We start from the raw sequence: 12,412 nt of genomic DNA, 5'->3' as shown, positions 1-12,412 counted from the left end.
TGATTTTTAAAGTATTGATGTTTTTGGATGGTTTTTTCGAAGATTTTAATAAGATATAAGTTTAGAAAATATGCATAAAAAAAGCCCCGAAACTAATTCGGGGCTTTCTTGAGTTCAAAATTATAATCTTTAGCTAGCTTTCATTTCGTGAATTTCAGCTTTAGCTTCATTTATTTTTTCTTCAGATTTTGAATTAGAAAAACTTGCCTTTGTTTTAGCTTTAAGAGCATCGATCTTATGACCTACAGAATCTGAAAAATCTGTAACTTTTCCTCTTGCTCCTTTATAATAGTTATCACTGGTATCAGCAATTGCTTTTCTGGTATCTTTACCTTTTTTTGGGGCAAATAATAAACCTGCCGCAACACCTGCTGCAGCTCCAGATAATAATCCTATTAAAATTTTTCCTCCTGATCTCATAGTTTAGTTTTTATCGGTTCGTAAATTATTGTACTGTAAAATTACTTATTAACAGGCTTGTAGCCATATTTACCGAGTTAATCTTGATATAAACTTTATTAGAATTTGTCAATAATTTTAACAATTAGAGGTTTTAAGTTGTTCTAGAGCACTTCATCATTCCTAATTTGTCGTTCTTTTAATAAGACTTAGATCAATCCAAAAACGATTTTAATATTTCACGAACTCTTTTGGTATCGTTTACATAATAATTGGCACTTGTTTTTTTGATGCCTACTTTTACGGTATAGGATTTTCTAGGTAGCTCTTCGAACATATATTCATCTGTCCAGTCGTCCCCAATCGCAAAGATGAAATCGTAATTTTCGCCCACTAATTTTTTAGAGGAAGCTTTTCCTTTGTTTACTCCGCTACTTTTAATTTCTAAAACTTTGTTCCCGGCCAATACACTTAAGCCACGATTAGAAACCAATCCTTTTAAAGTATTAGAAAGTTCGTTCGCTCTAATATCACCAAGTTCTGGATCGGCTTTACGATAATGCCATGCTAGTGAATAGTTTTTTTCTTCTAGAAATGTACCCGGCGTACGATCTACAAAACTTTCGATCACGGGACGAACGGCATCCATCCATTCATTTTTAACATTTTCAGACAACTCCCATTCACAATTTTTTTGGCGCATCCAGGCGCCGTGTTCAGAAATTAGTTCTATAGAAGTTCCTTTCCACCAATCGCCAAGTGTTTCTTTATCGCGACCACTAATAATTACTACATCGGTATTCTCCTGTGAATTAAGCTGAGTAACAAGATCGATAAGCTCCTGGTCTGGGCGAGCATCTTCAGGTTTGTCTACAAAATCAACTAAGGTTCCGTCGTAATCTAGAAACAGAATTCTTTTTTCTGAAGTTTTGTAATCCTCAACTAGTTTTTCTGAAACGGTAGGCGTAATCCTAATGGATTCAAAAGACCTTCGGTTATCTTCCGTATTCTTAAGGGCGCCCATAAAGTCTTTGGCCCATTTTTCTACGTTGTATCTTTTTAATCTTTTCTGAAGTGTTTTATTCCGTTCAATCTGTTCCTCTTTGGGCATTTCTATAGCTTGTTTTAAAGTTAAAGCTATTTGCTCAAAGTTATTTGGATTAATAATTAGCGCTTCGTTCATCTCGTGAGCAGCACCTGCCATTTCACTCAAAATTAATACTCCGGTATGATCTGTTCTGGTAGCGATATATTCTTTAGCAACTAGATTCATCCCATCACGAATTGGTGTAAGCAATGCAATATCGCAGGAAGTATACAGGTCAATTAAATTATCAAAAGGCATAGAGCGGTAAAAGTACCAGATTGGTGTCCAACTTACCGTAGAGAATTTACCGTTTATACGTCCAACCAATTCATCGATTTCACGCTTTAATCTTTGATATTGTGGTACATTAGATCGAGAAGGAACTGCCAGCATGACTAATCTTACCTTTTCGATAAATTCAGGATATTTATCTAAGAAATATTCAAAAGCTCTAATTCTATTGGCGATTCCTTTAGTATAATCTAACCTGTCGATACTAAGGATCAATTTGGCATCTGGAGTAGCTTCTAGGTGAAGGTCCAGTCTGCGTTGTAATTCAGATTGTTCATCTTCGGTACCCCTGAAATGATTAAGTGCAGCATCTTCAAATTTCTTATAGTCTATTCCCATAGGAAAAGAATCTACCTTCACAATTCTTTCTGGCAGGGTTACTTCGTTGAAATCAACTTTATGGCGTAAAATCCTAGTAACCGAACTTAAAAAGTGTCTTTCGTAATCGTAGGTATGAAATCCTATAAGATCTGCTCCCAGCATTCCTTCTAAAACCGATTCACGCCACGGTAATGTTCTAAAAACTTCATAGGAAGGAAAAGGTATATGATTAAAGAAACCAATAATGGCTTCTGGTTCTTCGTCTCTAATTAATTTTGGAACTAATAGCAATTGGTAATCATGAACCCAAACCCTGTCACCAGCTTCATAATGTTTAAGAACTTCTTTCGCATATTTAATATTTACCTGCTTGTAAATTTCCCACGACGAATGTTCTGCTTCAGTGAATTCCATAAAGTAATGAAACAGCGGCCAGATCGTTCGATTACTAAAGCCATAATAAAAGCCGTCAACTTCTTCTTCCGTTAAGTTTACGGCTATACAGTCTTCAGCTTTTGCTTTTTCCTTTACTTCGTCTTCCAGATGATCTGGAATTTCTTTTTCGGTTAAACCACTCCAACCAATCCAGATACTATCGCCATCTTTATGAAAAGATTTAAGGCCAGTAGCTAAACCACCAACACTTGGGGTGACTCGTAGTTTATCGTCTTCTAAAGCGATTTTCAGGGGTAGACGGTTAGAAATAATAATAGTTTTACTCATAATTATATGCTAATGCTGTTGTTGCCAATTTGAATTTTACTAAATTTCGGGAATTCATTTTAGAATACCATTCTTTTAAAAGAAATTTAAGATATATGGACAATTTAGATTACGGAATAATCGGGAATTGTAAGAGTTGTGCGCTTGTTTCAAAAACGGGATCATTAGATTGGTGCTGTTTACCAGCATTTGATTCGGCTGCTGTTTTTGCCAAAATTCTTGATGAGAAAAAAGGCGGTAGCTTCGAGTTTAAAGTTAGTGAGGATTACAATATCTCGCAAGAATATCTTTGGGAGACCAATATATTATCTACAGAATTCGATAATGGAGAAGATGCTTTTCAACTTATCGATTTTATGCCACGTTATCCTAGAGATGACGGTTCTTATTATTCTCCACCAGATATTATTCGGTTTTTAAGAGTATTAAAAGGAAAGCCAAAATTTAAGGTAATCTATAATCCAAGATTGGATTTTGCCAGGGAAGAAACCCATAATGAGAATAAGGGAAACTATATAAAAAGTTATACTGTAGAAGGTAAATACGATTCCCTGTTCTTCTATTCTAATTTAGATTTAGATGATATTCTTCAGCAAAGAGAGATCACGTTAACCGGTAATGCGTATTGTTTAGTAGGTTATCACGAAAAATTAATTACACAGTCTCTAGATCGCTCCTATCTAAAATTCCAGAGAACTAAGACTTACTGGATGAACTGGAGTGAGAAAACCACACGTTATTCGCATTACACTAACGAAATTATGCGTAGTGCTCTGGTTTTAAAACTACTTAGCTATAAAAAATCTGGAGCGGTACTTGCTGCTGCGACCACTTCGTTACCAGAAACCATAGGAGAGGAGCGAAACTGGGATTATCGTTTCTGCTGGATTCGTGATGCTTCGATGGTGATAAAAGTAATGGCAGGGCTTGGACACGTAAAATCTGCACGTGAATTTTTACAATTTATCATCGATATCATCCCTGATAAAGATGAGAAAATTCAGATTATGTACGGTATCGATGGCCAAAAAGAGCTTACCGAACATATTTTAGATCATTTAAGTGGTTATAAAGATTCTTATCCTGTTAGAACGGGAAATGCCGCTTATATCCAAAAGCAAAATGATATCTACGGAATTTTGATGGAAGTGATCTATCAGCAATTTCTACAATTTGAGACTTCACTAGAAAATAGTGAGGAACTCTGGACGGTAGTTCGTGGTATCGTGATGATTGTTGAAGAAAACTGGCAGAAACCAGATAAAGGAATTTGGGAACTAAGAACTGAAGATCGTCATTTCGTATTCTCTAAGTTACTTTGTTGGGTAGCGGTAGATCGTGCGATAAAAATTGGTGAGGTTTTACGAATGGGTATTAATGATACACATTGGAAAACTTTAAGAGCCGAAATTTACGATGATATCTATAACAATGGATGGAACGAGGAAAAACAGGCTTATACACAATCTTATGGATCTGCAGATCTTGATGCCAGTACTTTATTGATGGAATCTTACGGATTTATAGATGCTAAGGATCCGCGTTTTATAAGCACAGTAAGAGCAACCGAAAAAGAATTGTGTAACGACGGATTGATGTATCGCTATAAAAACAAAGATGATTTTGGATTACCATCTTCTTCTTTTACGATTTGTACATTTTGGCTAATTAATAGCCTTTATAAAATTGGCGAAGAAGAAAAATCAAAAGCTTTGTTCGAACAATTACTTTCTTACAGTAATCACTTAGGATTGTTTAGTGAAGACATCGATTTTGAAACTAAAAGATTGCTTGGTAATTTCCCGCAGGCCTATTCACATTTAGCCTTAATTGAAACTGCTGCAAACTTTAGTAAAGGACATGCTTCAGAAGAAAATGCCTTTAGCGGCTTTTAATTCTGACCTATAATATTTTCTTCTGAAGAAAATACTTCGAATCAAAAAAATCCCCAACTTAATATTGGGGATTTTTTATTGCTATTTTTTTAAGTTCTATTCTTATTTTGCTGAAGGATCTTTAGGTTTGGGACTAACACTTTCTGAAGGGTTTTGATCCTGCTGTGGTAATTCAACTCTTGTTCTTGGTAAACTCTGAGGATAATTTTGGTGAATAAAATCGATCAATTTTTCTCGAATATACACTCTAAGATCCCAGGCCGTTGGCGAATCTTTAGCACTTACCAATATTCTTATTTGTACAGATTTTTCAGTCGCATCGGTAACCTGCAAAACATTTACCTGCTTATCCCAAAGTGGTGAACCTTCTAAAAGTCGGGTTAATTCAGCTCTAATAGCATCAAAAGAAACATTATAATCAGTATAAAGAAAAACCGTCCCCATGATATCGGCCGATTTTCGCGTCCAGTTCTGGAATGTATTTTCAATAAAATAAGTAGAAGGAACCACTAATCTTCGCTTATCCCAAACCTTAACCACAACATAAGTAAGTGTAATCTCTTCGATCCATCCCCATTCGCCTTCGACAATAACGGCATCCTGTAATCGTATTGGCTGAGTAATGGCGATCTGTATACCCGCAAGCAAAGTTCCAATAGCTTTTTGCGCAGCCAAACCTACGATGATACCAGCAATACCGGCCGAAGTAAGTAAACTTAGACCGACTTCTCTAATACTTTCAAAACTCATAAGAGAAATCCCAATAGCCAGTAATATCAAAATAAAGATGACAATATTTTCAAGAATCGTAAATTGCGTATAAACTTTTCTTGCCTTTAGGTTATTATCAGTATTAAAGTCATATTTCTTTAGCAATCGTTCTTTAAAGACTTTCAGAAAAACAATTAAGAACCACGTAAAACTTATAATAATTCCTATCGTACTAGCATGTTTTACAAGGTCGATCAATTCAGCATTAGAAAATACATCTTGAAAAAGACAAACCTTAAGAAATAAGGAAAGCAGAAATATTAAAAGCGGAATGCGAATCCGTCCCGCCAGATTTATGGGCAAAACATTTTTTGGATCCTTTCCTATTTTTTTGATGATAAAAAATGCAATAGCAAAAACTACTACTACAGCAAGGATTCCCCCAATAAGATAAGTGGTATTTAGTGCTTCGTCTGTAAGTACATCTTGGGTCATTTTGGTCGAATTTGACCATAATTTATATAAAATGAATGAATATGCTATTCTAGTTAAAATTACTTTAACTGAAAAGGTTTTCGTACTGCAAATGCTTCTTTACGAATTATCTTTACTATTATTAGAAGGAAATTCCTGAACTCGTACTCTTGAAGTTGCTAAGTAAGATCCATCTTCCAAACTACTTATATAACTTACAAGTTCCTCGCGCAGCTCACAATGCAGATCCCATGCTTCAACCGCATCTTTAGAACTACAAAGAAACCTAATTTGAATCGACTTTTCTGTTGTATCTACAACCTGAACAACAGGTGGTTTATTTTCATCCCAGCTTTCTTTAGTTTTTAAGATCTCCTCGAATTTTTTTCTAACTTTCTTTACATCGATCCTATAATCTGCGTATATACTAATTGGTCGTATTTGATGTGCCGAGGTCATCGACCAGTTTTCAAAAGTATTGGATATTACGTATCTTAACGGAACAACAATACGGCGCCAATCCCAGGTTCTAACCACCATATAGGTAAACCGAATATCTTCTACGTATCCCCAATCGTCATCGATAATTACGGTGTCTCCAATTCGGGCTGGTTTTGTAAGCGCTATTTGGACACCGGCTATAATATTCCCTAGCGTACTTTGTGCCGCAATACCAAGGATCACGGTAGCAACTCCTGCAGATGCCATCAATGAAATCCCTAATTTTTCTAAAGATCTAAATTGAGATAGAATTACAGAAATACCAAAGATGATCACGATAAAGGTAACTATTCTCCTTGCTACAGAAATGTAGGTAAGCATTTTCCTGGCTTCAGAATTTTCTTCTACACTGGTGTCGCCAATTTTATTTTCAGCAACATAAAGCATAAAATAGTCTACCATTCTCATAAAAAACCAGGTAATCGAACCAATCACAACTATTAATAGAATAGCATATAAAGTTGTAGCGAAAGATCCGGCAAATGATATCAGATTATTCAGTAAAAGATAAAATGATAGAACACCAATAGCTACACCAGCCGGAGTTGTTAGTTTTCCGGCGATATTTTGCATCCATTGTTTATTCGATTTCATAAGGAATTTTCGTAGGTAAAAAGAAAATAATTTCCCTATATAATAGCAGAGTAGTATAAGAAGTAAGGCTCCTGCAAATTTCCATACCGGCATAGACCATAATTTTATCCTTGCCCAATCTGGCATCATTCGATCTAATTTTCTGGGGCCATAAAACTTATAGAGCTCATCAATATTTTCTACAGTGTTGGGTGAGATTAGCCAAAATGCACCGTAATCTTTGTATTTAACTCTTTGCAGTCTAAAAACATAATCTCTACCATCAAGGTCAACTTCACCAAAAACGATGCTTCTTCGTGGATTTCCGGCTACAGCTTTGTTGGTACTGGTTTGTATATCGATCTGCCCATCAGGCCTATCAGGTAGATCATCCCAGTTTAGTTTCACACGTTGGTTAATTACAAAATATAGTTTTTCGGCCAGTAAAGCAGCATCTTTATGAGAGAGGTCAGATGGTAAAAGATTCAAATTTAGGGCATAAGCGGCATTCATGTAATCGTTTTCTCGAGCGCTTAATACAAAATGTTCTAATGTTGCCTGTGGAGTCTGAAAATTGACATTATTCGGCGGTAAACCTATACTTTCATTCAGCCTGTTTATGATATAATAAGCTTCGTTATATTCATCTATAGCGTTAGGCCTGAATTTACCTTTATTTTTTGTTATAGGTTCTTTTGAAGGAAGTTGAGTGTTTTGACTACTATCGGTGCTATCTGAGGGATCTTGAGCAACTGAAATATTACACAAAAATACAGAGAGAAGGAGGCTGAATAAGTATTTGTAAGGCATAATTCCAATGTACTCTGTTTTAGTAATATAAATTATTAGTAAAGCGTTAAGAACACTAAAAAAACTGTGAATTTTTGTCGATTTTAGTTAAATACAACCTAATTTTTATTTTTCTAAATCGAAACTAATTCAAAATTTAAATTCCAAAATACTTATCTTCATTTAAATTTTAAAAATGAAAAAGCTATCGATATTCCAATTTTCAATCTTTTTTCTGATTTTATCAGGTGTCTACGGTCAAAACCTATCCCCGATTGAAGATGGCGCCAAACCACAATTAATTTCAGATAAATTTGAGTTTACTGAAGGCCCCGCTTCAAATAAAATGGGAAACATTTACTTTACAGATCAGCCAAACAATCGAATCTTAAAATGGAATGCTGAAACAGACTCAATTTCTCTGTTTATGGAAGATGCAGGACGTTCTAATGGATTGTTTTTTGACGATAATGAGAATCTTTGGGCTTGTGCCGACGAAAATTTTGAGTTGTGGAAGATTAGTCCAAATAAAAAAGTGGAGGTGATTTTAGATAATTTCAGCAATAAAAATTTTAATGGCCCAAACGATCTTTGGATCGATGATAAAGGCGGAATCTATTTTACCGATCCTTATTATCAAAGGGATTATTGGCAGCGGACTTCAGCTGATATGAATGAAAGAAGAGTGTATTATCTCTCTCCAAATCATAAAATGGTAAAAATCGCTGCGGAAAACTTTGTACTTCCAAACGGAATTATAGGTTCAGCTAAGGACAAAATTCTTTATGTAGCCGATCGTTCTAAAAACAAGACGTTTAAGTTCAAAATTGAAGAAAATGGAGAATTAAGTGAGCGTGAACTTTTTGCTGAAATGGGTTCAGACGGAATGACTACAGATAATGAAGGAAATGTTTATATAACGGGAAACGGAGTAACGATTTTCGATAAAAATGGCAATAAGATCGATCATATTAAAATCGATAAAAAATGGACGGCAAATGTCACGTTTGGAGGGAAAGATCAGGATATTTTATTCATTACTGCTTCAGATGCAGTATACAAACTAAAAATGAAAACCCACGGAATGCGTTGGTTTAGAAAATAAAAAAGAGGCCACCTGCTTAAAAGTGGCCTCCAACTTAACATAAACCATTAAAATACTTAAAAACAATACTTATTTTCAGCGATTAATTTATCGGCAATTTGGGTTCTTAATTTTACAACATTCGGGAAGTTGTCGTATTTCGTAAAACGCTTTAATCCCATTAACATCATTCTTAATTCATCACCTTCAGCGAAAGAAATTATTCCTTCTTTAGCTTTAGCGTTAATTGTTTCAACGGCATTATAAAGGTAAAGTTGCGACATTGCGATCTGCTCTTTCTGTGAATCTTCGCCGAAACGTTTCGCATTCTTTTCAGTTCTTAAAATAGCCGATTCTGCCATATAAACTTCGATTAGAATATCTGAAGCAGCTAATAATAATTGCTGATGCTCTTCCAGTTGAGGTCCGAATTTCTGAACAGCGCTACCGGCAACCATCAAAAATACTTTTTTCAGCTTTTTAATCATTTCCTTTTCTTCAGCAAACAATTCAGAATAATCCGGCTTATCGAAAGATGGAATACTAGTTAACTCGTTGGCTACAGATTGTGCAGGTCCTAAAAGATCTACGTGACCTTTCATCGCTTTTTTCACCAACATCCCTACAGAGAGCATTCGGTTAATCTCGTTGGTTCCTTCGTAAATTCTGGAAATACGAGCGTCTCTCCACGCTGCTTCCATTGGCGTATCGGCAGAGAATCCCATTCCGCCAAAAACCTGAATTCCTTCATCAGAGCAATTTTGAATATCTTCTGAACAGGCAACTTTCAAAATAGAACATTCTATCGCATATTCTTCAACACCTTTTAATTCGGCTTCAGAATGTGAATTACCACTTTCTAAGCGAATATTAATTCTGTCTTCAATATTTTTAGCTGCACGGTATGAAGCAGACTCTCCAACATAAGCTGAAGTTGCCATTTCTGCTAATTTCTGTTTAATCGCACCAAATTGTGCAATTGGCGTTTTAAACTGAACTCTTTCATTAGCATACTGAACTGCATTAGCTGTTACACGACGTTGTGCATCTAAACAAGCAGCCGCTAACTTGATACGGCCGACGTTTAAGGCATTCATCGCGATTTTGAAACCTTCGCCACGACCAGCCAGCATATTTTCTACCGGAACTTTAGTTTCGCTAAAGAAAACCTGGCGAGTAGAAGAGGAGTGGATTCCTAATTTCTTTTCTTCTTCCCCGAACGAAATTCCGTTTTCTTTATCGTTTTCTACTATAAATCCGGTGATGTTCTTGTCATCTTCAATACGAGCAAAAACGATGAATACATTTGCAAAACCGGCGTTAGAGATCCACATTTTTTGTCCGCTAATGCTGTAATGTTTTCCATCTTCAGAAAGTATGGCTTTGGTTTTTCCTGAATTTGCGTCACTACCTGCGCCCGGTTCAGTCAAACAATACGCACCAAACCATTCGCCGGTGGCTAACTTAGGAACGTATTTTTTCTTTTGTTCTTCGGTTCCGTAAAGGGTAATTGGCATTGTACCAATCCCGGTATGCGCTCCAAAAGCGGTTGCGATCGATCCGGTAGCCCCAGAAATATAATCACAAACCAACATTGTGGAAACAAATCCCATTCCTAGTCCGTCATATTCCTCTGGAACAGCAACACCAAGAAAGCCAAGTTCTCCGGCTTTTTGCATAATTTCTTCGGTTAGCGCGTAGTCTTTTTTCTCGAATCTTTCTTTATGCGGAATGATCTCACGATCTACAAATTCCTGCACAGAATCACGCATCATCTTTTGCTCCTCGTTAAAATCTTCAGGAGTAAAAATGTCTTCGCAGTTGGTTTCTTTTACTAAGAATTGACCACCGCGTAATATTTCTTTATCTGTTTTAGCTTCCATCTTTTTTATTTAGAATTTTGAATTATAAATGTTGAATGCTTATAATTCAGTATTGTTAAACATTATTTTTTGCTGTAATTATGATTTTTGTAATGATATTGATGATATGGTTTACTTCCTTTATTTCATCTAAAACATCGAGAGTTGTGAGCTCAGAATCATTCAGTAATCGTAACCAATATTTAGTTTCTCTGGCTTCTTTTGAAGCAATAGACATCTTATTTATAAAATCTCTTTTCGATTGAGCTGCCGTGGCTTCTTCAACATTGGCACCAATACTTGTCGCTGATCTTAAGAGCTGTTTTGAAATAATGAACTCTTTATTTTCCTGTAATTTTTTGAATAGGGAAATAATACTCAGAGAGAAATTGAAAGTTTTATCGATAATTATATTTTCTGTTTTCAAAGTTCTCTCATTTCTAATTCAACATTCAGCATTCAAAATTCATAACTAAAATACTTCATAAACCCCCGCAGCACCTTGTCCGGTTCCTACGCACATTGTTACCATTGCGTATTTATTGTTTAGGTTGCGTTTGCGCATTTCATCAAAGATCTGAACCGATAGTTTTGCTCCTGTACAACCTAGTGGATGTCCCATTGAAATGGCGCCACCGTTTACATTTACCAGATCCTGATTTAATCCTAATTCGCGAATCACGGCCAACGATTGTGAAGCAAAAGCTTCGTTCAATTCGATCAATGAAATATCATCTTGTTTTAGTCCGGCTTGTTTTATTGCATTTGGAATGGCTTTTACAGGACCAATTCCCATAATTCTTGGTTCTACACCAACTGCAGTGTAACTTACCATTCTGGCAATGGGTTCAAGATTTAGTTCTTTTACCATCTCTTCACTCATTACCATTACAAAAGCAGCACCATCACTCATTTGTGAAGAGTTTCCGGCAGTTACGCTTCCGCCTTCAGCAAAAACAGGGCGCAGTTTATTAAGTACTGCTTCCGAAGTATCTTTACGCGGACCTTCATCTTTATTTACCGTATAGCTTTTGGTTTTCTTCTTTCCGTCGGCATCCACATAAGTTTGGTCAATTGTGATCGGAACGATTTGATCTTGAAAACGATCTTCCGCCTGTGCTTTTATCGCTTTTTGATGCGAATTGTAAGCGAATTCATCTTGATCTTCACGAGAGACTTTATACTGATTGGCAACCGCTTCCGCAGTTAACCCCATTCCCCAGTAATAATCTTCGTGACCTTCTTTCGCTAATTTATAGTCTGGCACCGGTTTATAACCACCCATCGGGATGTAGCTCATACTTTCGGCACCACCGGCGATAATACAATCGGCCATTCCACTTTGGATTTTTGCTGAAGCGATCGCAATCGTTTCCAAACCTGAAGCGCAATAGCGATTCACCGTCATTCCCGGTACGTCTTCGGTTTTTAATCCCATTAAAGAAATCAAACGCCCTACGTTTAATCCTTGTTCAGCTTCAGGCATCGCATTTCCAACGATTACATCGTCGATACGAGTTTTGTCGAATTCCGGAAGTTTATCCATCATATATTCGATGGTTTCCGCTGCCAGTTCATCTGGTCTTTTAAATCTGAACACACCTCGAGGCGCTTTCCCTACGGCGGTTCTATATGCTTTTACTATATATGCAGTCTTACTCATTTGTTTTGAATTTTAAATTTTGAATGTTGAATTTCAAAT

9 protein-coding genes are annotated in these 12,412 nt (G+C 36.2%); 2 read left to right on the top strand and 7 right to left on the bottom strand.

Going from position 1 to position 12,412, the window contains the following annotated elements:
- Positions 1–129 precede the first annotated feature (129 nt).
- On the bottom strand, positions 130–420 hold the full coding sequence (locus BM201_RS07760) for a YtxH domain-containing protein (RefSeq protein WP_092541304.1): 291 nt from the start codon (positions 418–420) through the stop codon (positions 130–132).
- A 193-nt stretch (positions 421–613) separates the two neighbouring features.
- A complete protein-coding gene (locus tag BM201_RS07755) occupies positions 614–2,821 on the bottom strand; it encodes a bifunctional alpha,alpha-trehalose-phosphate synthase (UDP-forming)/trehalose-phosphatase (RefSeq protein ID WP_092541302.1) in 2,208 nt (735 codons plus the stop codon).
- Between the two features lie 95 nt (positions 2,822–2,916).
- On the opposite strand from BM201_RS07755, the gene BM201_RS07750 reads away from it, so the two are divergent.
- The gene (locus BM201_RS07750; protein WP_092541299.1) at positions 2,917–4,716 is read left to right on the top strand and encodes a glycoside hydrolase family 15 protein; all 1,800 of its coding nucleotides are present in this window, start codon (positions 2,917–2,919) and stop codon (positions 4,714–4,716) included.
- A 102-nt stretch (positions 4,717–4,818) separates the two neighbouring features.
- Here the strand turns inward: BM201_RS07750 and BM201_RS07745 are convergent, their stop codons facing one another.
- Both BM201_RS07745 and BM201_RS07740 read right to left on the bottom strand, forming a co-directional pair.
- A complete protein-coding gene (locus tag BM201_RS07745; RefSeq protein ID WP_092541297.1) occupies positions 4,819–5,922 on the bottom strand; it encodes a mechanosensitive ion channel family protein in 1,104 nt (367 codons plus the stop codon).
- Between the two features lie 99 nt (positions 5,923–6,021).
- On the bottom strand, positions 6,022–7,743 hold the full coding sequence (locus BM201_RS07740) for a mechanosensitive ion channel family protein (RefSeq protein ID WP_245758601.1): 1,722 nt from the start codon (positions 7,741–7,743) through the stop codon (positions 6,022–6,024).
- A gap of 217 nt (positions 7,744–7,960) precedes the next feature.
- Between BM201_RS07740 and BM201_RS07735 the strand changes: the two genes are divergently transcribed.
- The gene (locus BM201_RS07735) at positions 7,961–8,869 is read left to right on the top strand and encodes an SMP-30/gluconolactonase/LRE family protein (protein WP_092541295.1); all 909 of its coding nucleotides are present in this window, start codon (positions 7,961–7,963) and stop codon (positions 8,867–8,869) included.
- A gap of 56 nt (positions 8,870–8,925) precedes the next feature.
- Here the strand turns inward: BM201_RS07735 and BM201_RS07730 are convergent, their stop codons facing one another.
- From BM201_RS07730 to BM201_RS07720, 3 genes are read right to left on the bottom strand one after another with little or no spacing between them, the layout of a single operon-like run.
- Entirely contained in the window at positions 8,926–10,731 is a 1,806-nt protein-coding gene (locus BM201_RS07730) for an acyl-CoA dehydrogenase family protein (protein ID WP_092541293.1), read from the bottom strand.
- Between the two features lie 55 nt (positions 10,732–10,786).
- The gene (locus BM201_RS07725; protein WP_092541291.1) at positions 10,787–11,137 is read right to left on the bottom strand and encodes a four helix bundle protein; all 351 of its coding nucleotides are present in this window, start codon (positions 11,135–11,137) and stop codon (positions 10,787–10,789) included.
- A 45-nt stretch (positions 11,138–11,182) separates the two neighbouring features.
- The gene (locus BM201_RS07720; RefSeq protein ID WP_092541289.1) at positions 11,183–12,373 is read right to left on the bottom strand and encodes an acetyl-CoA C-acyltransferase; all 1,191 of its coding nucleotides are present in this window, start codon (positions 12,371–12,373) and stop codon (positions 11,183–11,185) included.
- Between the last annotated feature and the right edge of the window lie 39 nt (positions 12,374–12,412).

Source organism: Zunongwangia mangrovi (genome assembly GCF_900112105.1).
In the GTDB taxonomy this organism is placed as follows: Bacteria; Bacteroidota; Bacteroidia; order Flavobacteriales; family Flavobacteriaceae; genus Zunongwangia; species Zunongwangia mangrovi.
The sequence above is the reverse complement of the archived record's forward strand: the minus strand, read 5'-3'. Positions and strand labels throughout refer to the sequence as shown.